Consider the following 20223-nt stretch of genomic DNA (forward strand, 5'->3'; position numbering starts at 1 on the left):
ATGCAAATAAATTGTTTGTCAAATGTTAAATTAAGTTTGCAAAAGGCAGATCCCGTTGCTAGATTGAGAAAATATTGAACGAAAAGGCCGTTTTGCAGGCGATAATGGCCTAAATTTAGTCCACTTTGTGAGGGCGATCATGGAAAATATAATGAACAAGCCAGTTATTGGCGTGGTGATGTGTAGAAACAGGCTTAAGGGTCATGAGACCCAGACCCTGCAAGAAAAGTACCTGAATGCCATTATTAACGCGGGAGGCTTACCGATTGCTTTACCGCATGCGCTGGCAGAGCCAGAGCTCCTTACCGCTCTGCTCCCAACCCTGGACGGGATTTACCTGCCGGGCAGCCCAAGTAATGTGCAGCCGCACCTTTATGGTGAAAACGGCGATGAGCCTAACGCCGATCCCGGGCGAGATCTTCTGAGTATGGCGCTGATTGCCGCCGCGCTCGAAAGGCGCATCCCCATTTTCGCCATCTGCCGGGGGCTGCAGGAACTGGTTGTTGCAACGGGAGGGACGCTGTATCGCCGCCTGTTCGAGCAGAACGACCTGCTTGAGCACCGGGAAGATCCTGAACTGCCGGTTGAGCTACAATACGCCCCGTCTCATGAAGTTCAGGTTCAGGAGGGAGGACTGCTGTCTCAATTAATACCAGGCTGTAACACATTTTGGGTAAACTCGTTACACGGGCAAGGTGCACGGACGTTAGGACCACGGCTTCGCGTGGAGGCCCGCTCGACGGATGGGCTGGTCGAGGCGGTCAGCGTTCATGACCACCCTTTTGCCCTCGGTGTGCAATGGCACCCCGAATGGAACAGCAGCGAGTACGCCCTGTCACGTATGTTGTTTGAAGGTTTTATCACCGCCTGTCAAAGCCACATTGCTGAGAAGCAGCGGCTTTGACCACTACCGTAAAGGAAATGCAACTATGAGCGATGACGGACTGGCGCCAGGGAAACGTCTGTCTGAGATCCGCCAACAGCTGGGTCTCTCGCAGCGGCGTGCCGCCGAACTGTCTGGGTTAACACACAGTGCCATCAGCACCATTGAGCAGGACAAAGTCAGTCCTGCCATCAGTACGCTACAGAAGCTGCTGAAAGTTTATGGGCTGTCGCTCTCGGAATTCTTTTCGGAACCGGAAAAACCTGATGAACCGCAGGTGGTTATTAATCAGGAAGACCTTATCGAAATAGGCAGTCAGGGGGTTTCGATGAAGCTGGTTCATAACGGAAATCCGAACCGTACGCTGGCGATGATTTTTGAAACTTACCAGCCTGGAACCACGACCGGAGAGAGGATCAAACACCAGGGTGAGGAGATCGGTACGATACTGGAAGGTGAAATATTGTTGACCATTAATGGCCAGCAATATCACCTGGTTGCGGGGCAGAGCTATGCCATCAATACCGGCATACCGCACAGCTTCAGCAACACCTCGGCAGGCATCTGCCGCATTATCAGTGCCCACACTCCCACCACGTTCTAATTACCACTCAGTCCCGGCGTAAGCGCGCTTACGCCGGGACACATAAAAACGATCGCTGTCGGCATTTAACGGGTTAATTCCCGGGATGCCCCACGGCTTCGTATTGCCTGAAACGGCCATGCCTTTATTTATCTGATTGCGAAAGAAAGGAGTGAATATGCATTTTCAGCACCTGACTTACTGGCAGGATAAAGCAAAAAACAGCGCCATTGAGACCCGGTTATTTATTAACGGCGCCTATTGTGACGCCGCCGATAACACCACGTTTGAAACCGTCAATCCCGCGACCCAGCAGACGCTGGCGAACGTCGCACGGGGCAAGCAGGCGGACGTGGACCGCGCGGTTCAGGCCGCGCGTGAGGTATTTGAGCGCGGTGACTGGTCGCAGGCGTCTCCGGCGCAGCGCAAGGCCGTGCTAAATACGCTCGCCGATTTAATGGAACGCCATAGCGAAGAGCTGGCCTTACTGGAAACGCTGGACACCGGTAAACCCATCCGCCACAGCCTGCGCGACGATATTCCCGGCGCGGCGCGCGCCATTCGCTGGTACGCCGAAGCAGCGGATAAAGTCTACGGCGAAGTGGCGCCTACGGGGCCGGGCGAGCTGGCGATGATCGTGCGCGAGCCCATCGGGGTTGTTGCGGCCATCGTCCCCTGGAACTTCCCGCTGCTGCTGGCCTGCTGGAAGCTGGGCCCGGCGCTGATCGCGGGCAATAGCGTGGTATTGAAACCGTCGGAGAAATCACCGCTTACCGCCCTGCGGCTGGCCGGGCTGGCGAAAGAGGCGGGCCTGCCGGACGGCGTGCTGAATGTGATAAGCGGTTACGGCCACGAAGCGGGCCAGGCGCTGGCACTGCACCCGGAGGTAGAGGTGCTGACGTTTACCGGCTCTACCCGTACCGGCAAGCAGCTGTTGAAGGACGCGGGAGAAAGCAACATGAAGCGCGTCTGGCTGGAGGCTGGCGGCAAGAGCGCCAACATTATCTTTGCCGACTGTCCGGACCTGGACAAGGCCGTGAGCGCGACCGCCGCCGGGATTTTTTACAACCAGGGGCAAGTCTGTATCGCCGGTACCCGCCTGCTGCTCGAAGAGAGCATCGCCGATGAATTCCTGACCAAGCTGAAAGCGCAGGCCCGTCACTGGCAGCCGGGCGATCCGCTCGACCCCGACAGCACGATGGGCATGCTCATCGACGCTGCGCACACCGATACCGTCCACACGTTTATTCGCGAGGGAACCCGGAAAGGCTCGCTGCTGCTGGACGGGCGGGAACAATCATGGCCTTCCGCAGTCGGTCCAACCATTTTTGTCGACCTCGACCCCGCCTCCCCGCTGTGCCGGGAAGAAATTTTCGGGCCGGTGCTGGTCGTCACCCGTTTTAAAACCGAAGAGGACGCCTTAACGCTGGCCAACGACAGTGAATACGGGCTTGGCGCGGCGGTATGGACCCGCGATCTCTCCCGGGCGCACCGCATGAGCCGCCGCCTGAAGGCAGGCTCGGTTTTCGTCAATAACTATAACGACGGTGATATGACCGTTCCCTTTGGCGGCTATAAGCAGAGCGGCAACGGTCGCGATAAGTCCCTGCACGCGCTGGAAAAATTTACCGAACTGAAAACCATCTGGATTGCCCTGGAGCCTCAATCATGACCGAACATACCACCAGCTACTACGCGGCCAGCGCGAACGCGTACGAACCTTTCCCGACGCTTAACGAGTCGATCAGCTGTGACGTGTGCGTGGTGGGCGGCGGCTATACCGGCCTCTCCTCCGCGCTGCATCTCGCCGAAATGGGCTATGACGTGGTGCTCCTTGAAGGAGCGCGCATCGGCTTCGGCGCCAGCGGACGCAACGGCGGCCAGCTGGTTAACTCCTACAGCCGCGATATCGACGTGATCGAGAAAAACTACGGGCCCGATGCCGCCAGAATGCTCGGGAGCATGATGTTTGAAGGCGGGGAAATCATTCGGGAGCGAATCCAGCGCTATCAGATCCAGTGCGACTATCGTCCTGGCGGGCTGTTTGTGGCGCTAAACCATAAGCAACTGGAGACACTGGAGGAGCAAAAAGCCAACTGGGAACGCTACGGCAACACGCAGCTCGAGTTGCTGGACGCCAGCGCCATCCGCCGGGAAGTCGACAGCGAACGCTATACCGGCGCGCTGCTGGACCGCAGCGGGGGGCATATTCATCCGCTGAACCTGGCGATCGGCGAAGCGGACGCCATTCGCCTGAACGGCGGGCGGGTATTTGAACAGTCCCCGGTGACCGCCATTCAGCACACCAGCCCGGCCGTGGTGAGCACGCAGCATGGCCAGGTGACGGCCCGCTACGTGATCGTCGCCGGGAATGCTTATCTGGGCGATAAGATCGAACCGGAACTGGCAAAACGCAGCATGCCCTGCGGCACCCAGGTGGTGACCACCGCCCCGCTGCCGGAAGAGGTCGCCCGCACGCTGATCCCCAATAACTACTGCGTGGAAGATTGTAACTACCTGCTGGATTACTACCGTCTCACCGCCGACAACCGCCTGCTGTACGGTGGTGGCGTCGTCTATGGCGCGCGCGATCCGGACGATGTCGAGCGCCTGGTGATGCCAAAGCTGCTCAAAACCTTCCCTCAGCTGGCAGGCGTCAAAATCGACTACCGCTGGACGGGCAACTTCCTGCTGACCCTGTCGCGTATGCCGCAGTTTGGTCGTCTGGATAAAAACATCTATTACATGCAGGGCTACAGCGGCCACGGCGTGACCTGCACCCACCTGGCCGGACGGCTGATCTCGGAACTGTTGCGCGGTGACGCTGAGCGCTTTGATGCGTTTGCTAATCTTCCGCACTACCCCTTCCCGGGCGGTCGCAGCCTGCGGATTCCATTCACGGCGATGGGCGCGGCGTATTACAGCCTGCGCGATCGTCTTGGCGTATGATCGTTTTCGATAAAAGGGTATCTGATATGAGTAACCAGGAATTTCATCAGCGCAGACTTTCTGCCACCCCGCGCGGCGTTGGCGTAATGTGTAATTTCTTTGCCCGCTCGGCGGAGAATGCCACGCTTACCGACGTGGAAGGCAACGACTATATTGATTTCGCCGCCGGGATCGCGGTACTGAATACCGGCCATCGACATCCTGAACTGGTGGCCGCGGTGGAAAAACAGCTTCACCAGTTCACCCACACGGCCTACCAGATTGTGCCGTATGAAAGCTACGTTTCATTAGCCGAAAAACTTAACGAGCTGGCCCCGGTGCAGAGCCCGGCCAAAACGGCGTTCTTCACAACGGGCGCGGAGGCGGTGGAAAATGCCATTAAAATCGCCCGGGCCCACACCGGCAGACCGGGTGTGATTGCCTTCGGGGGCGGTTTTCACGGCCGAACCTATATGACCATGGCGTTAACCGGCAAGGTCGCGCCTTACAAGCTCGGATTTGGTCCCTTCCCGGGGTCGGTTTATCACGTGCCGTATCCCTCCGAGCTGCACGGCATCACGACGCAGGATGCCATCACGGCGATAGAACGCCTGTTCAAAGCAGATATTGAGGCGAAACAGGTGGCGGCGATTATTTTTGAACCCATTCAGGGTGAAGGCGGATTCAACGTCGCCCCGCCAGAGCTGGTGGCCGCCATCCGCCGCATCTGTGATGAGCACGGGATCGTGATGATCGCCGACGAAGTGCAGAGCGGCTTCGCCCGTACGGGTAAGCTGTTTGCCATGGAACACTACTCGGACAAACCCGACCTGATGACGATGGCTAAAAGCCTGGCAGGCGGAATGCCGCTGTCCGGCGTGGTGGGTCGCGCCGAAATCATGGATGCGCCGGCTCCCGGCGGCCTGGGGGGAACCTATGCCGGCAACCCGCTTGCGGTGGCCGCCGCGCACGCGGTGCTGAAGATTATCGACAACGAGTCGCTGTGCGCGCGCGCCCGTCAGCTGGGCGATCGGCTGAAAGCCACGCTGGAGGAGATTCAGGGCACCTTCCCTGCGCTCGTGGCGATAAGGGGAAGAGGATCGATGATCGCGGCGGAGTTTTTTGATCCCGAGAGCCGTGAACCTTCAGCCGCCATCGCGCAGGCGATCCAGCAAAAGGCGCTCGCTCAGGGCCTGCTGTTATTGATCTGCGGCCAGTACGGCAACGTGATCCGCTTCCTTTATCCGCTGACCATTCCGGATGCCCAGTTCAACCAGGCGCTGGCGATCCTGCAACAGGTTATGCGCGATAAGTCCTGAGTGCCCACCGAAAACCGTCTCCCGGAATGCCGGGGACGGTTTCAACGGAGGAGATCTGCACAGATTTCCTCCGCGTGGGAAATGTTGGGGAATTTGGTCTGTTTCATTGTATGCTCCCTGAAACACATCCCCGGCATGAGGAAATAAGAATTGGAAAAAACATCAGCCTATCAGTCACTTGTGAAAACCTTCCAGCGCCTCTCCCGCTTCTCGCACCTCTCCTCCATCGCCAGCTGGGACATGTTCACCATGATGCCGCCCGGCGGCAGCGCCGCGCGCGGCGAGGCGCTGGCGGAAATGAGCGTCCTGCAGCACCAGCTCCTGACCGATAAAAAAGTCGGCGACCTGTTAGCCGCGGCGGCAGGGGAAGATCTGAATGACGTCGAACAGGCCAACCTGCGGGAAATGACGCGCCACTATCAGCAGGCCTCGCTGCTGCCGGAAACGCTGGTGGAAGCCAAATCCCTGGCGGGCAGCAGGTGTGAACATGCCTGGCGTACACAGCGTCCCGCTAACGACTGGCAGGGTTTTTCCGCCAACCTGAAAGAGGTGGTCAAACTCAGCCGTGAAGAGGCGCGCCTGCGGGCGGAAGCCAAAGGCTGTACGCCGTACGATGCGTTACTGGATATTTTTGAACCCGACATGACCAGCGCCCGTCTGGACGTGCTGTTCGGCGACATGAAGTCCTGGCTGCCGGACCTGCTGGCAAACGTCGTGGAAAAACAGGCTCAGCGATCGTTTGTTCCTCCTCAGGGGCCTTTCCCGACGGCAACACAGCGTGAACTGGGCCTGGAAGCCATGAAGATGCTCGGCTTCGATTTTAACAGCGGTCGCCTCGACGTAAGCGCGCACCCGTTCTGCGGCGGCGTACCGGAGGACGTGCGCATCACCACGCGCTATGACGAGGATGAACTGCTCAGCGCGCTGTTTGGCGTGATCCACGAAACCGGACACGCGCGCTACGAACAAAACCTGCCGCGCGCGTGGGCAGGACAGCCGATTGCGCTGGCCCGCTCAACCGCGATCCACGAATCCCAGAGCCTGTTCTTTGAGATGCAGCTGGGACGAAGTGAAGCCTTCCTCAAGCATCTTCTCCCTGCGGTGCATGCCCGCTTTGGCAGCCAGGCGGCGTTCAGCGAAGAGAACTTTATCGCCTGGAACCAGCGCGTGAAGCCGGGCTATATCCGCGTCGATGCGGACGAAGTGAGCTACCCGGCGCACGTGGTGCTGCGCTATGAGATTGAGCGGTCGCTGATCAACGGCGAGATCGAAGTGGACGATATCCCTGCCCTGTGGGACGAGAAAATGCAGGCCTGGCTCGGGTTATCCACCAAAGACAACTACCGCAACGGCTGTATGCAGGATATTCACTGGACCGACGGCGGTTTTGGCTACTTCCCGTCGTATACGCTGGGGGCCATGTATGCCGCACAGTTGTTCCACGCCGCGAAAACGGCGCTTCCGGGCCTGCAGGCCTCCATCGCTGAGGGCGATTTTTCTGCACTCTTTGAGTGGCTGCGTCAGAACATCTGGCAGCACGGCAGTCGCTTCAGTACGTCGCAGTTAATCACCCAGGCGACGGGCGAGGATCTGAACATCCGTTACTTCCGCGAACATCTGACCGCCCGCTATTTGTAATCTGTTTGGGCGGGGATGAGGGACCTCAGGTAAATTTTTTAAGCAGAAGCGATACAGATTTTCGAAGCGTAATGATTGCCCCGCAGCGATGCCCTGGTCCGGCTGTAAATCGCTGAGGCGTTTCCTGCAGGCCGGGGCGAGGCGCATGGATGCGCCGAGAGGGCGGGCTTTACAGGGACGTTACCTCCGCCCGTCCCCGATAAGCCGGAAGGAATTAGCCGAAGGTACCGCGCAGCGGCGATTTACCGCCGGGAGCCCGGGTTGCCAGGGCGGCGGCGATTGAGCCGCCCTGGCACGTTCACAGGTTATGCCCCTACAGAGTAGCAAGGAACATGAAGTGAACGGAATGACCACTACAGCCGTATGTTCCCCCTCACCCCAGCCCTCTCCCTCAATGGAGAGTGGGCCGTCTGTGCTAGCCCCCCGGCAATGTACATATGGTTACACGCCGATACCAATCACTCACGGAAACCCCGAGTTTACAGGGATATAGTTATTTCAACGGCCCCGCAGTGGGGTTAAATGAAAAACCAAATTCGAGGGTATGAGAATGAATAAAGTATTAGCTCTGGTTGTTGCCGCTGCTATGGGTCTGTCTTCTGCTGCATTTGCTGCTGACACTACCGCAACTGCTGCACCGGCTGCCGCACCTGCTGCAACCACCACCGCAGCCCCAGCAAAAGCGGTTCATCATAAGAAACACCACAAAGCTGCAGCGAAAAAAGAAGCCGCTGCACCTGCAACCGCAGCACCAACCGAGCAGAAAGCGCAGGCTGCCAAAAAGCACCACAAAAAAGCCGCTAAACCGGCTGTAGAGCAGAAAGCGCAGGCCGCTAAAAAGCACCACCACAAAAAAGCCGCTAAACCCGCTGTAGAGCAGAAAGCGCAGGCTGCTAAAAAGCACCACCACAAAAAAGCCGCTAAACCGGCTGTAGAACAGAAAGCTCAGGCTGCTAAAAAGCATCACAAAAAAGCAGTAAAACACGAAGCTGCTAAACCAGCTGCACAGCCAGCTGCGTAAGAGTACAAGCTAAACCGTGCCCTTCGGGGCACGTTGGTAAACCGGCGCCGAACCGGAACAGGTTCCGCGCCGTTTTTTTATCCGGAGGGCGTATGCTGCGACGCTATCGGTTTGAGCTGATTCTGATCCTGCTTATTTTATGCGCGCTCATCGCCAGCCACTTTTATCTTTCCTGATTGTAGCACGCTGATTTTACTCCCACTTTAGCGCTGTCCCGTCTATAGTATTTTCATAGGGTTCACTTTTAATAATCATAATTACCCCCACCAGAGTGTGATATGCGTAAATCTGTTGTGTTGTTACTGGGAACGTTTGGTCTTTTTTCTGGATTCTCACATGCGGATGATGGCGGTGATGACACCATTAGCGCGAAAGAGCTAAAGACGCTTTTTTTCGGTCATGACGATCGCACGCGCGTCGCCGATCCCACCCAGGCGCCTTGGGATGCTATAGGTCAACTGGAAACCGCCAGCGGTAACTTATGTACTGCGACGCTGATTACCCCACAGCTTGCCCTGACGGCAGGCCACTGTCTGTTAACGCCGCCAAACGGCAAGCCGGATAAAGCGGTGGCCTTGCGGTTTGTGTCGCAAAAAGGCACCTGGCGCTATGAAATTCACGGCATTGAAGGCCGGGTCGATCCGTCTCTCGGCAAACGCCTGAAACCGGATGGTGACGGCTGGATCGTGCCACCGGCGGCCGCCTCATGGGACTTTGGCCTCATCGTTTTACGCTACCCCCCTTCCGGCATTACGCCGCTGCCGTTATTTGACGGCGACAAAGACGCCCTCACCGCCGCGCTGAAAGCCGCCGACCGGAAGGTGACGCAGTCCGGCTATCCTGTCGACCATCTGGATACGCTTTACACGCACTCCGACTGTATTGTGACGGGCTGGGCGCAAACCAGCGTACTCTCGCACCAGTGCGATACGTTGCCGGGTGACAGTGGCTCACCGCTGATGCTGAAAACAGATAACGGCTGGCAGTTGATCGGTGTGCAGAGTTCTGCACCGGCGGCGAAAGATCGCTGGCGCGCAGATAACCGGGCCTTGTCCGTGACCGGTTTTCGCGACAAGCTGGAAGCGCTGGCACAGCAGTAAATCAGCATCGTCTGACCTGATGTAATGCCCTGATTGACTCAATCGGCATCGGCTGGCTGAACCAAAAACCCTGCAGTTGATCGCAGCCAGCCAGCCGCAGCAGTTTCATTTGTCTTTCGGTCTCGACCCCTTCGGCGACCACCGCCATCCCCAGCGCGTTGGCGATCCGCACCGTGCCGCTTACCAGCGCGGCCGCCTGTTCATCGTTGTCCACCAGCCCGGCCAGCGATTTATCAATCTTGATGGTGTCGAAGTTAAAACGCCGCAAATAGCCAATGCTGGAATAGCCGGTGCCAAAGTCATCCAGCGCCACCGCGGTGCCCAGCGCTTTAAGATTGGCTATCGCCATGCGGGCACGCTCCGGGTTTTCCAGCACATAGGACTCCGTGACCTCCAGTTGCAGTCGGTTAGCAGGGAAATGAGTGGTCTCCAGCACGCTGGCCACTTTGTCTTCGAAGGCGGGATCGCGGAATTGCGCGGGAGAAATGTTAACGGAAAGCGTTAAGTCACCGTACGGCTGGAGATCCTGACAGGCGCGCTGCAGCACAAACTGGCCCAGCTTGTAAATCAGACCGCTGGTCTCCGCAATGGCGATGAAGGTATCCGGGCCCAGCGGCCCGTCCGGGCGACGTGGCCAGCGGACCAGCGCTTCGACACTGCTCATTTTCTGGCTGCGGGCGTCAATAATCGGCTGATACCAGACCTCAAACTCATCGCGCTCCAGACCGTTACGGATCTGATTTTCAATCGCCAGCTTGCGCTCCCGGGCGCTGTTCAGCTCGGCGTCGTAGTGGGTGATACGCCCTTTCCCGCTCATTTTGGCATGGTACATGGCAATATCGGCGCGGCGAAACAGCTCGGAGCTGGTGCATTCAATCAGGGTTCCGCTGGCGATACCGATACTGGCGCCGATATGGATCGTGCGTTCCCCCAGCTGAATCGGGGTGGTGAGAAAATCCAGCACCGAAACGGCAAAGGCGGTGGCCTGTGTTTCTGCCTCATCACCGCCGATGGTCATGGCAAACTCATCCCCGCCCATACGCGCCAGCATTCCCCCCGGCGGCACGCGTTCACTCAGCGTTTTCGCAATCGCCACAATGAGATCGTCTCCCACGCTGTGTCCGTAGATGTCATTCACGTCTTTAAAACCATCCAGATCGATAAACACCACGCTTTTGACGTCGATATCGCCGCGTAGACTCACCCGATCCAGCGCTTCGATGAGCGCTCGTCGGTTCGGCAGATGGCTTAGCCAGTCCGTTCTCGCCACCAGACGCGCCTGGCTTTCTCCTCGCGCAAGCTTGTACAGCCCCACGCTGCTCACCAGAATAAAGAGCAGGATCAGGGCCGATGCCAGCACAACAATCTGCGTGATATCAGAGGATGCCGCCCGGGCGGCCTGCGCCCCCGGAAGCCGTGCCTGCCAGTTAAGATAGCCCAGCTGCTCCCCTGCCGAACTGCGCAGCGGCATACTCATTTCGTTAATTTTTTCCGGCGTAAAGTGCAGATTATCGATCTGAAAGGTCGCCCCCAGGTCGGCTAAGATTCTGGCGTTCAGATGACGGGTGATCACCAGATAGCGGCGCGTTTCGTCGGTCACCTGTAATCTTCCGACCATTGGGCGAATCAGCCCAATGCCCACAAAGGCGACGCCGCTTCGCGTTTTGCTGATCCCGGCATAGATATTTTTGTCGCTTGATAAGGCGCGCGCGTGCTGAGCAATCAGGGCTTTCAGCCCCTTACCGAAAAAATCGAGATTCGTCTCCTGAAAAGGCTGACTTTGAAACGATCCCCAGATGACATTGAAATGCTCATCAAGCACGAAGGTGCCATCATAGAGGTTGTTGATTTTAAAGCCGGCGCCCCAGGTGTTATACAGCCAGTCGGTATCGAGCGTGGGACGGTAGGCCTCCCGCACCGCATCGTCCCAGACGGCGTTATCCAGCACCAGCGAGGAGACGCGGTTAACCGATGTCTGAATGGCCCCCTGCACGGAAAGCGCCGTGCGGTGTTCATCAATTTCATTGGTTTTGGTGCTGATAAGATGCAGGGAAAGATAGAGGAGTGCGACGACGGAGATGATTAAGCCGATGCCCGCCATAAAGACCATGGCAAACAACGTTCTCGCGGTGGGAATATTGCGCCAGCTTAATGTGCGATACATCAGCCATCCTCTTTAAGGTTTTGCTTTTCTAAGCGTAATACAGGCAGCGAATTTCGCTGCCTGTAAAGGATGGCTTTATGAACGTCAGGCAAGTTTTATCATAATCATACCTGCAAGCAGCAAGATGAGTCCCATCCAGCCCTTGTTATTTAAACGCTGACCGAAAAGCACCCAGCCTGCAGCCAGCGTCGCGGCGATACCAAAACCGCCCCACAACGCATAGGCGACCGAAAGATCGATTCCTTTTACCGCCTGGGACAGCGCGCTGAACGCCCCCAGAACCGCGGCAATCGACATCAGGCCGTAGAATTTACGGCGAAAACCATCGGAGAATTTCAGCAGAACGTTCGCCAGAATTTCCAGCACGATGGCGAACCCCAGCCAGGCCGCATGAACCCACTCAAACTGTTGCATGGTTCTGCTCCTTCTGCACTTTAGACGGCTTACGGGTACCTGATTTAATCAGCACAATACCCGCGACCAGCGTCGTTAACCCGGCGACCTTCATTGTTGTTAATGTTTCGTCAAATATCAGCACGCTGAACAGCGTAATCAACAAAATACCGATCCCTTCCCACAGGGCATACGCGACGCCCAGCGCAATTTTTTTCACCGCGAACGAGAGGAAAATATACGAAAGCGAAATCATCACCAGCATCAAAATAAAACCGGTGTTGCCATCGCTGACGCTAGCCCACTTCATCGACAGCGTGCCGGTAATTTCAGCGATAATAGCCAGGGCTAATAAAATCCAGTAAAACATGTTTTTCTCCTGCTTGAGAATATAATCCATCGTGGCCTGCTGCGTGCAGCAAACCCAAAAATACGAATTGAAATCAGTCAGCTAAGCGCTTAGCGCCAGCTCAGGCAGAAGAAATGACTATAGTGCGGTGCGCCAGTGTTGCTCACCAGAAAGCAGGCAGAAAGAGGTGGAGTATACAGCAGTATTGTTTGAAGAGTACGTCCTGAACATATTGTCCATAAAATTACAATTATCCGCGTTGTTGCTTCTCGTCTTTGCGGATGAAAATTGTCCTCGGTAGTTAAACACACCGAATTTGTACCATAAGCCAGGATTTTACTCAAAGTCTTTGCAATTCTTTACCCACTCCGTTTGATTTTGGTTAGTTTATTGCAATGCCTTTCACCTTTATTATAAATATAAAGAAAATTTCGGAGTCACCATGGCTAAACCCATCATTACCCTGAACGGGTTAAAAATTGTCATCATGCTGGGCATGCTGGTGATCATATTGACAGGCGTGCGCTTTGCCGCCGACATTATTGTGCCCTTTATTCTGGCCCTTTTTATTGCGGTGATCCTCAACCCGCTGGTTCAGCGCATGACGCGGCTACGCATCCCACGCGTGCTGGCCATCACGCTGCTTATCAGCATCATTATTGTGGCGATGGTACTGCTGGTGGCTTATCTGGGAACCTCGCTCAATGAACTGGCGCGAACGCTGCCGAAATACCGCTCTTCGCTGGCAATACCGCTGCTGCAGCTGGAGCCCTGGCTGCAACGCGCGGGTATCGAAGTCTCGGTTGAAGAACTGCTGAAATATATCGACCCCAATGCGGCGATGACGATCGTCACCAGCCTGCTGGCTCAGCTTTCCAATGCCATGACCTCCATTTTCCTGCTGTTTTTAACGGTGGTGTTTATGCTGCTGGAGGTGCCGCAGCTTCCTGCAAAGCTGCAGCAGATAATGGTCCGTCCGGTCGAAGGAATGGGGGCGATTCAACGCGCGCTGGACAGCGTCTCCCGCTATCTGGTGCTGAAAACGGCCATTAGCCTGGTGACAGGCGTTGTCGTCTGGGTGATGCTTCTGGCGCTGGACGTCCGCTTTGCATTCGTCTGGGGGTTACTGGCGTTTGCGCTTAACTACATTCCCAACATCGGCTCCGTGCTGGCGGCGATCCCCCCTATTCTTCAGGTGCTGGTTTTCAGCGGGCTTTATGACGCGCTGATCCTGCTGGCCGGATACCTGGTCATCAATCTGGTGTTCGGTAACATACTGGAACCCCGCATGATGGGCCGGGGTCTGGGGCTGTCCACGCTGGTGGTCTTTTTGTCCCTGATATTCTGGGGCTGGCTGCTCGGGCCCGTCGGGATGCTGCTCTCCGTTCCGCTCACCATCATCGTCAAGATTGGTCTGGAGCAGACGGCGGGCGGGCAAAGTATCGCCGTGCTGCTGAGCGATATGAGCCATCACTAGCCGTCATTCCGCCATCGACAGGAGGGGCTTGCGGGTCCTTCCACCTTCACGATAAGCGCTGAGCGCCCTTCGCCACTCTGCCAGCGGGTACACCGTAACGTCGCTGTACTCACTGTCGGGTAACCTCAGCCAGATGCGACCGAACTCCGCGCGCCACGCCTCAACGCTGAGCGCATCCAGACCGTTTCGGATATGGAACCACACCACACGCGGCGCAGGCCGCCGTTGTGTGAAGGTTTGCCCGGAGAGCAGCCCGTAGCAGACAAACATGCCCTGCTCGGGCATCACGCTGAGGATCGTTTCCGCAAGCGGCCCGCCGGTGGCATCGTAGACGATATCGCTACGGGCGGCGACGGTGCCGATTCTGTTTGCGTCATGCTGTGCGACAGGCGTGATGCCCATCGCCTCCAGCCGTTCAGCATGCACGGCAGAACGGTGAATGCCATACACCGCTTCCGCCCCCGCCTGACGCGCCCACTGCCCCAGCAGAATGGCGCAATCCGATCCGGCAGCCGTGAGCAAGACCCGCTTTCCACGCGGCGGGTAGCGGGTCAGCATCATCTGCGCCGCCAGCGGGTTAATATAGGCCCGCGCGGCCAGATGTGCGTCGACGGTGTCCGGAACGGGTATCGCATACTCTGCCGGGCAATCCACATAGCGCTGCCAGGTGCCCTGACCGCGCAGCGGCAGGACGCGCTGCCCCACCAGATGCTTAAACGAGGCGGGCGCCTCGGTGACAACACCGACACCTTCATACCCCGCGACCGCCGGTAACGGGGTTCTGTGGCGATAGGCACCGGTGATGGGGATAAGATCGGACGCGTTGACCGGAGAAAACAGCATCCGCACGCGGAGCTGTCCCGGCGCAAGCGCGCCCGGCGGCGCGGTTTCAGGTTGCAGAACAGATTCTGGCTCGCCAAACCGGCGATACCAGAGGGCCAGATTTTCCATTACGATCTCAAGGCTGATAGCGGAACTACTCGCGCCAGCCCATTGCCGGTGCGACATGTTTGAGAATAGACTCAATCACGTGCGCATTATAATCCACACCCAGCTGGTTCGGCACGGTCAGTAAGAGCGTGTCCGCCTCGGCAATCGCCTCGTCCTTTTTCAGCTGTTCAACCAGCTTTTCCGGCTCCGCGGCATAGCTGCGCCCGAAGATGGCGCGCGTTTTCTCATCAAGATAACCCACGCTATCGCTGTCGTTGCGGCTGGCCCCGAAATACATCCGGTCACGGTCGTCCATCAGAGCAAAAATACTGCGGCTGACCGACACCCGCGGCTCACGCGTATGCCCCGCCTCTTTCCAGGCCTGACGGTACGCACGGATCTGTTTTGCCTGCTGAATATGGAACGGCTCACCGGTTTCATCGTCCTTCAGCGTTGAGCTTTGCAGGTTCATGCCCAGTTTTGCGGCCCACACGGCCGTCGCATTGGAACCCGCCCCCCACCAGATACGCTCGCGCAGCCCTTCTGAATAAGGCTCCAGGCGCAGCAGCCCCGGCGGATTCGGGAACATGGGCTGCGGGTTCGGTTTGGCAAACCCTTCCCCACGCAGCACCTCAAGCAGCACCTCGGTATGACGACGCGCCATATCAGACTCGTTTTCCCCTTCCTGCGGGACATAGCCGAAATGACGCCAGCCATCAATAACCTGCTCCGGGGAGCCACGGCTGATGCCCAACTGCAGGCGACCACCGGAAATCAGGTCCGCCGCGCCCGCATCTTCAGCCATGTACATCGGATTTTCATAGCGCATATCAATCACGCCGGTGCCGATTTCGATGGTCTTCGTTTTTGCGCCAATGGCGGCCAGCAGAGGGAACGGCGAGCTAAGCTGTCGCGCGAAGTGATGCACGCGGAAATAGGCGCCGTCTGCCCCCAGCTCTTCAGCCGCCACGGCTAAATCGATGGACTGCAGCAGCGTGTCAGCCGCTGAGCGCGTGCCGGACTGCGGCGAAGGCGTCCAGTGACCAAACGATAAAAACCCGATCTTTTTCATAACTCTGTGTCCTGATAATGCATTGCGTTCTGTCCACTTTACGCATTACCCGGTAAGAATAAATGCCGTTTATTTAACGGAATGATTCAAATAAATTGATTGAAATAGTTTCATGTCCCTCAGGTAAAAACCCGTTGGTTATCCGTTTGAATTAACGTTACTACTATAGGTCGGGACCTTTCACACTGGATAAAAAATGAAAAGACGCTATGTTGTGGCGGATGTTTTTACTGACACGCCGTTTCTGGGTAATCCTGTTGCCGTCGTACTCGATGCGGAGGGCATGAGTAAAGCACAAATGCAGCAGGTCGCCGTTGAGTTTGGTTACAGCGAAACGACGTTTGTGCTGCCGCCAGACAATCCATCCAATACAGCACGCGTCCGAATTTTTACGCCCTCGCGCGAGATCCCCTTCGCCGGGCACCCGAATGTGGGAACCGCCTACGTGCTCGCTCATCACACTGCGATGAATGATCAGCACCTGCCTGATACACTGCGCTTCGAGGAAATCGCTGGCCTGGTGCCCGTGCGCCTGCTGCGTGACAACGATACGGTGACTGGCGCAGAACTCCTGGTGCCAGAGGCACTCTCCTGCCGCTCTGAAGTTAGCCCGGAAAACGTGGCTGCCTGCTTGTCCCTGAACGCAGAAGATATCCGTACCGAGGTACATATGCCCGTCGTCGCGTCGGTGGGTCTGCCCTTCCTGATAGCCGAGCTGGCCTCTCGCGAGGCGCTCCGTCGATGCGTGCCCAATTTACAGGGTTTTCGTGCAACGTTACCGCTGGACGGTGCAGTTTCACTCTATGCCTATACCCTGGATTCAGATTCCGATGCGCCCTGCGATGTGCAAGCACGCATGTTTACGCCCCGAATGACGGAAGATCCTGCAACAGGCAGCGCGACTGCCGCTGTTACGGCGCTACTGGCATTACACCGTGATAAAACGACGCTTGACCTGACAGTCAGTCAGGGGGTCGATATGGGACGAGCAAGCGTACTGTTCACGGGATACGATGCCACCTCAGGAAAGGCGGTGGTTCGCGTCGGCGGAAAATGCATAATTACGCTTGAAGGCACATTCTCACTCTAACGGAGGAAGCGTATATACATTTACAGTGCCTGATGAGATATATTGGCTCACTATTTTTATGACAGGTAAAACCGGCAATGGCTTTGATCCCCAAAAACTACGCGCGGCTGGAAAGCGGCTATCGCGAAAAAGCATTAAAAATCTATCCATGGGTGTGTGGACGCTGCTCGCGCGAGTTTGTCTATTCCAATCTGCGTGAACTCACGGTTCACCATATCGATCACGACCATACCAATAACCCGGAAGATGGCAGCAACTGGGAGCTGTTGTGCCTGTTTTGCCACGATCACGAGCATTCGAAATACACCGAAGCAGATCAGTACGGCACCACCGTGGTGGCCGGGGAAGATGCGCAAAAAGACGTGGGCGTTGCCACGTTTAACCCGTTTGCCGATTTAAAGGCGATGATGGATAAGAAGAAGTAATCCTCTCTCCCCCCTCGCTCACATCGTGCTCTGCGAATTTAAAATGTCCAGGTGATAGCGGCGGTTGCAGACCCCTCATTGCGCCGCATCACGATCGGGCTTTCATTGGCATGGTCGCCAAGCCAGGTATAGTCCGCGCTGAGGACCGTCCCCCAGTGAGCATCGAACTGATGGCTCCAGGTCAGGCTGGTGTCGACGCCATAAAATCCACCCGGCGCAGCATAGCGGCGATAGCCGGTGCGGCGGCTCTGCTGCTCACTGACGCCATACCAGGTATTCATATAACGGCTGTCGCCAAACAGGGCCGCAGACTGAAAGGCTATCGTGTCCTGGTTATTTTGTACCGGGATCAGCGTAACGGAGGCCTGATAGCTTGCCCCCTGATTGTCGGTTAACGGCAGCGTCGTTTTACCTTCCATGCTCAACCATGGCGCGGCCTGCCAGCCGACGGCAAGGCCGGTATTCAGGGTGGCATTAATGTCCCCCATCCCTTTCAGGTTGTTTGCACCCTCACGCCAGCCAGAATTTTTATCAGCCCTTCCGGGGTCGTAGCCCAGCGTATGTTCGAAATACCAACCGCTGTCGTTTTGCAGGTCATATCCCACCCCTTTTTGTGCATCAACAAAGAAAGCGCCTTTGCGTCCCTGCAGCACAGGAACCACCTGCCACACCTGCTTGTCTGAGCCTGAGTAACGCGGGGCATATTGCCCTCCCAGCCCGACGGTTAAGGAATCGGACGCGGTGCCATCATCCGCCTGCGCGACGGATGCCAAGACCATCAGAAGCGGGACGGACATATACAGGACTTTTTTTATCGCTATCATACTGCTCTCCTTACAGACGCTGGCGTCTCCTGAGACAGGGACAGCCATACAATGTTGGCGCAGTATGATTTGGCTGAATCAATGAATCGTCGGGATAGTGTTAAGAAATGGTCAAGGTGAACGGATGTTATCCAGAAGAGTACTGATTATTGAAGATGACGCCGACGCGGCTGGCGTGCTCGAAGCCTATTTACGGCGTGAAAATTACGACGTGACCATTACCGGGGACGGTCTTTCCGGGCTGGATATGGCGCAGCGGTGGAAGCCCGACCTCATCCTGCTGGACGTAATGCTGCCGGGACTTAACGGCACCGAGGTGCTAGCAGGTCTGCGTCGTAAAAGCGATGTGCCGGTGATCATGGTCACGGCCATGGGGGATACTCCCGATCGCATTGGTGCCCTGCGTTACGGTGCCGATGATTACGTTGTGAAGCCATATCATCCGGGCGAAGTGGTGGCGCGGGTGCAGGCGGTGCTGCGGCGCAGCAGTAAAAAAGAGACAGAGGAAAAGATCCTTCGCTGGCAAACGCTGGCGGTGGATGTCGCCGCCATTGTGGCGTGCGTGGACAACGGCGACGACACGCCTGTGATGCTCGATCTTACGCCAACGGAATTCTCGCTTCTGGCAACGCTGCTGCGCTCGCCTGCGCACCCGTTCTCCCGCCAGTATTTACTGGAACACTGTTTGCCGGAAAGCGAGGCGCTGGAGCGCGTGGTGGACACCCATATTTATAACCTGCGTAAAAAACTCGAAGCGGTGGGTATTTCCGGCGTGCTGATCAACGTGCGCGGCGTGGGTTACAGGTTCAGACAGCCATGATAAAAAATCGGCACGCCTCTCTGTGGCGCTGGATTTGCGCGCGCATCTTAGCGCTGGCCATCGGCAGCGTGATCGTCATTGCCACCTGCATGTGGCTGCGCTATGCGGTCCAGAACTACTGGATCATGGGCAGGATGCCGCCAGCGGTCCGGCAGGAGTTTCTGACGCTCAGCCAGAACCCGCAGGCCAACCCGGCCCGCTTCCACTCGATTGTGGACACCTGGTGGGGCCTGAGCTATTCCACGCCGTCCATCGCCTCAGCGGACTGGGTCACGGTGGCCCTGCTGGTGCTGGTGATGATCCCGTTTATTGTGGTGATGGGGCTCAAACACGCCCGCCCGCTGGCACTGCAGTTCAGCCGACTTCGCGATGCGGCAAAGGATGTCGCCGAAGGTCAGTTTGGCCGTCAGGCTGAGCTGATCAAAGATGCACCGGCAGAAATGGTCAGCTTTGCGACCGACTTTAACTCTATGACGGGACAACTTGCCCGCTATGAGAAAGAGCTCCGCGCCTCGCACGTCGCGATGGCGCACGAGCTGCGCTCGCCCCTGACGGCCGCCATCGGGCGTCTGCAGGGCATGTTAGACGGCGTGTTTGATGCCAGCCCGGCGCAGCTGGGCATGGTGATGAAACAGCTCCAGCACCTCAACCGCCTCACCGATGAACTCCACCTTCTCTCTTTGGCAGACGCGGGTAACCTTGTGCTGGAGGACCAGCCGTTCTGTCTGGATGAGCTGATTCAGGAGCGGGCTGCCTGGATCATGCCCCAGGCGGATGCGCATCATTTCAGGATAACGCTGCGTAACCCGCACACCAGCCCCTTCCGGGGCGATGCGTTCCGTATGGGACAGGTCGTTACCATCCTCATGGAAAATGCGCTACGTTACGGACGCGAAGGCGGCCACCTTGAGGTGGCTCTGCATTACGCCAGCGGGCATTACATCCTCGAATTCACCGATGACGGGCCGGGCGTGTCGCCTCAGTTCCTACCGGAAATGTTTAAACGCTTTAGCCGCGAGGAGCAGTCCCGCGCGCGGCATTCCGGCGGCAGCGGCCTTGGTTTGTCCATCGCTCGGGCGATTTGCCAGGCGCATGGGGGAGAGATTAGCGCGTCATTACCGGAAACCGGCGGCCTCGCGGTGTGCATTTTGTTGCCCTGGCATCCGTCCGATAATGAAAATCTCCACTCTTGATAAAGCCTTGACAG

Annotated in this window: 19 protein-coding genes; 13 read left to right on the forward strand and 6 right to left on the reverse strand. The window is 57.2% G+C overall.

What is annotated here, in order from left to right:
- Positions 1-139 precede the first annotated feature (139 nt).
- The 8 genes from puuD to BMW97_RS04005 all read left to right on the forward strand — a co-directional run bounded on the left by puuD (position 140) and on the right by BMW97_RS04005 (position 9472).
- On the forward strand, positions 140-904 hold the full coding sequence (gene puuD / locus BMW97_RS03960; protein WP_045910614.1) for a gamma-glutamyl-gamma-aminobutyrate hydrolase: 765 nt from the start codon (positions 140-142) through the stop codon (positions 902-904).
- A 25-nt stretch (positions 905-929) separates the two neighbouring features.
- Positions 930-1487 (forward strand): HTH-type transcriptional regulator PuuR, encoded by a 558-nt coding sequence (gene puuR / locus BMW97_RS03965; protein ID WP_008502454.1) that lies wholly within the window; start codon positions 930-932, stop codon positions 1485-1487.
- A 157-nt stretch (positions 1488-1644) separates the two neighbouring features.
- Complete coding sequence (puuC, locus tag BMW97_RS03970) at positions 1645-3138, forward strand: aldehyde dehydrogenase PuuC (RefSeq protein ID WP_045910380.1); 1494 nt, start codon at positions 1645-1647, stop codon at positions 3136-3138.
- Positions 3135-4415, forward strand: a complete 1281-nt coding sequence (locus BMW97_RS03975) for an NAD(P)/FAD-dependent oxidoreductase (RefSeq protein WP_045910379.1) — start codon at positions 3135-3137, stop codon at positions 4413-4415. Before puuC ends, BMW97_RS03975 begins: the two co-directional genes overlap by 4 nt.
- A gap of 26 nt (positions 4416-4441) precedes the next feature.
- Positions 4442-5713 (forward strand): 4-aminobutyrate transaminase, encoded by a 1272-nt coding sequence (gene puuE / locus BMW97_RS03980; RefSeq protein ID WP_045910378.1) that lies wholly within the window; start codon positions 4442-4444, stop codon positions 5711-5713.
- Positions 5714-5863: 150 nt separating this feature from the next.
- Positions 5864-7351: a carboxypeptidase M32 gene (locus tag BMW97_RS03985; RefSeq protein ID WP_045910377.1), complete on the forward strand. Its 1488-nt coding sequence runs from the start codon at positions 5864-5866 to the stop codon at positions 7349-7351.
- A 550-nt stretch (positions 7352-7901) separates the two neighbouring features.
- Positions 7902-8372, forward strand: a complete 471-nt coding sequence (gene asr, locus BMW97_RS03995) for an acid resistance repetitive basic protein Asr (protein WP_045910376.1) — start codon at positions 7902-7904, stop codon at positions 8370-8372.
- Between the two features lie 278 nt (positions 8373-8650).
- On the forward strand, positions 8651-9472 hold the full coding sequence (locus BMW97_RS04005) for a trypsin-like serine peptidase (RefSeq protein WP_045910375.1): 822 nt from the start codon (positions 8651-8653) through the stop codon (positions 9470-9472).
- A 1-nt stretch (position 9473) separates the two neighbouring features.
- Here the strand turns inward: BMW97_RS04005 and BMW97_RS04010 are convergent, their stop codons facing one another.
- The 3 genes from BMW97_RS04010 to mdtJ form a co-directional block, all read right to left on the reverse strand.
- Positions 9474-11636: a bifunctional diguanylate cyclase/phosphodiesterase gene (locus tag BMW97_RS04010; RefSeq protein ID WP_045910374.1), complete on the reverse strand. Its 2163-nt coding sequence runs from the start codon at positions 11634-11636 to the stop codon at positions 9474-9476.
- Positions 11637-11720: 84 nt separating this feature from the next.
- Positions 11721-12050 (reverse strand): multidrug/spermidine efflux SMR transporter subunit MdtI, encoded by a 330-nt coding sequence (gene mdtI, locus BMW97_RS04015; protein ID WP_045910373.1) that lies wholly within the window; start codon positions 12048-12050, stop codon positions 11721-11723.
- Positions 12037-12399 (reverse strand): multidrug/spermidine efflux SMR transporter subunit MdtJ, encoded by a 363-nt coding sequence (mdtJ, locus tag BMW97_RS04020; protein ID WP_008502463.1) that lies wholly within the window; start codon positions 12397-12399, stop codon positions 12037-12039. The genes mdtI and mdtJ overlap by 14 nt, the downstream gene beginning before the upstream one ends.
- A gap of 421 nt (positions 12400-12820) precedes the next feature.
- On the opposite strand from mdtJ, the gene BMW97_RS04030 reads away from it, so the two are divergent.
- Positions 12821-13855 (forward strand): AI-2E family transporter, encoded by a 1035-nt coding sequence (locus BMW97_RS04030; RefSeq protein WP_032651092.1) that lies wholly within the window; start codon positions 12821-12823, stop codon positions 13853-13855.
- Between the two features lie 3 nt (positions 13856-13858).
- On the opposite strand, the gene BMW97_RS04035 is transcribed toward BMW97_RS04030, so the two are convergent.
- Both BMW97_RS04035 and BMW97_RS04040 read right to left on the reverse strand, forming a co-directional pair.
- Positions 13859-14806 (reverse strand): zinc-dependent alcohol dehydrogenase family protein, encoded by a 948-nt coding sequence (locus tag BMW97_RS04035; protein WP_045910372.1) that lies wholly within the window; start codon positions 14804-14806, stop codon positions 13859-13861.
- Between the two features lie 25 nt (positions 14807-14831).
- Positions 14832-15857 carry an LLM class flavin-dependent oxidoreductase gene (locus tag BMW97_RS04040; RefSeq protein ID WP_045910371.1) on the reverse strand — a complete coding sequence of 342 codons (1026 nt, stop codon included), beginning with the start codon at positions 15855-15857 and terminating at the stop codon, positions 14832-14834.
- A gap of 196 nt (positions 15858-16053) precedes the next feature.
- On the opposite strand from BMW97_RS04040, the gene BMW97_RS04045 reads away from it, so the two are divergent.
- Both BMW97_RS04045 and yajD read left to right on the forward strand, forming a co-directional pair.
- Positions 16054-16947 (forward strand): PhzF family phenazine biosynthesis protein, encoded by an 894-nt coding sequence (locus BMW97_RS04045; protein WP_045910370.1) that lies wholly within the window; start codon positions 16054-16056, stop codon positions 16945-16947.
- 77 nt (positions 16948-17024) lie between these two features.
- Complete coding sequence (gene yajD, locus BMW97_RS04050; RefSeq protein ID WP_003857471.1) at positions 17025-17372, forward strand: HNH nuclease YajD; 348 nt, start codon at positions 17025-17027, stop codon at positions 17370-17372.
- A 38-nt stretch (positions 17373-17410) separates the two neighbouring features.
- On the opposite strand, the gene BMW97_RS04055 is transcribed toward yajD, so the two are convergent.
- Positions 17411-18196: a MipA/OmpV family protein gene (locus BMW97_RS04055; RefSeq protein WP_045910369.1), complete on the reverse strand. Its 786-nt coding sequence runs from the start codon at positions 18194-18196 to the stop codon at positions 17411-17413.
- Between the two features lie 124 nt (positions 18197-18320).
- Between BMW97_RS04055 and BMW97_RS04060 the strand changes: the two genes are divergently transcribed.
- A complete protein-coding gene (locus tag BMW97_RS04060) occupies positions 18321-19016 on the forward strand; it encodes a response regulator (RefSeq protein ID WP_045910368.1) in 696 nt (231 codons plus the stop codon).
- Positions 19013-20209 (forward strand): sensor histidine kinase, encoded by a 1197-nt coding sequence (locus BMW97_RS04065; RefSeq protein ID WP_045910367.1) that lies wholly within the window; start codon positions 19013-19015, stop codon positions 20207-20209. The genes BMW97_RS04060 and BMW97_RS04065 overlap by 4 nt, the downstream gene beginning before the upstream one ends.
- The last annotated feature ends 14 nt before the right edge of the window (positions 20210-20223 follow it).

It is taken from the genome of Enterobacter sp. NFIX58, assembly GCF_900110475.1.
Lineage (GTDB): Bacteria > Pseudomonadota > Gammaproteobacteria > Enterobacterales > Enterobacteriaceae > Enterobacter > Enterobacter quasiroggenkampii.

What these genes read in the sequence shown, in the direction of transcription:
- puuR (WP_008502454.1), top strand. Translation starts at nt 930, where the DNA reads ATGAGCGATGACGGACTGGCGCCAGGGAAACGTCTGTCTGAGATCCGC.
- mdtJ (WP_008502463.1), bottom strand. Translation starts at nt 12,399, where the DNA reads ATGTTTTACTGGATTTTATTAGCCCTGGCTATTATCGCTGAAATTACC.
- puuD (WP_045910614.1), top strand. Translation starts at nt 140, where the DNA reads ATGGAAAATATAATGAACAAGCCAGTTATTGGCGTGGTGATGTGTAGA.
- BMW97_RS04040 (WP_045910371.1), bottom strand. Translation starts at nt 15,857, where the DNA reads ATGAAAAAGATCGGGTTTTTATCGTTTGGTCACTGGACGCCTTCGCCG.
- BMW97_RS03975 (WP_045910379.1), top strand. Translation starts at nt 3,135, where the DNA reads ATGACCGAACATACCACCAGCTACTACGCGGCCAGCGCGAACGCGTAC.
- asr (WP_045910376.1), top strand. Translation starts at nt 7,902, where the DNA reads ATGAATAAAGTATTAGCTCTGGTTGTTGCCGCTGCTATGGGTCTGTCT.
- puuE (WP_045910378.1), top strand. Translation starts at nt 4,442, where the DNA reads ATGAGTAACCAGGAATTTCATCAGCGCAGACTTTCTGCCACCCCGCGC.
- BMW97_RS04055 (WP_045910369.1), bottom strand. Translation starts at nt 18,196, where the DNA reads ATGATAGCGATAAAAAAAGTCCTGTATATGTCCGTCCCGCTTCTGATG.
- BMW97_RS04065 (WP_045910367.1), top strand. Translation starts at nt 19,013, where the DNA reads ATGATAAAAAATCGGCACGCCTCTCTGTGGCGCTGGATTTGCGCGCGC.
- BMW97_RS04035 (WP_045910372.1), bottom strand. Translation starts at nt 14,806, where the DNA reads ATGGAAAATCTGGCCCTCTGGTATCGCCGGTTTGGCGAGCCAGAATCT.
- BMW97_RS04060 (WP_045910368.1), top strand. Translation starts at nt 18,321, where the DNA reads ATGTTATCCAGAAGAGTACTGATTATTGAAGATGACGCCGACGCGGCT.
- puuC (WP_045910380.1), top strand. Translation starts at nt 1,645, where the DNA reads ATGCATTTTCAGCACCTGACTTACTGGCAGGATAAAGCAAAAAACAGC.
- BMW97_RS04030 (WP_032651092.1), top strand. Translation starts at nt 12,821, where the DNA reads ATGGCTAAACCCATCATTACCCTGAACGGGTTAAAAATTGTCATCATG.
- BMW97_RS04005 (WP_045910375.1), top strand. Translation starts at nt 8,651, where the DNA reads ATGCGTAAATCTGTTGTGTTGTTACTGGGAACGTTTGGTCTTTTTTCT.
- BMW97_RS04010 (WP_045910374.1), bottom strand. Translation starts at nt 11,636, where the DNA reads ATGTATCGCACATTAAGCTGGCGCAATATTCCCACCGCGAGAACGTTG.
- mdtI (WP_045910373.1), bottom strand. Translation starts at nt 12,050, where the DNA reads ATGCAACAGTTTGAGTGGGTTCATGCGGCCTGGCTGGGGTTCGCCATC.
- BMW97_RS04045 (WP_045910370.1), top strand. Translation starts at nt 16,054, where the DNA reads ATGAAAAGACGCTATGTTGTGGCGGATGTTTTTACTGACACGCCGTTT.
- yajD (WP_003857471.1), top strand. Translation starts at nt 17,025, where the DNA reads ATGGCTTTGATCCCCAAAAACTACGCGCGGCTGGAAAGCGGCTATCGC.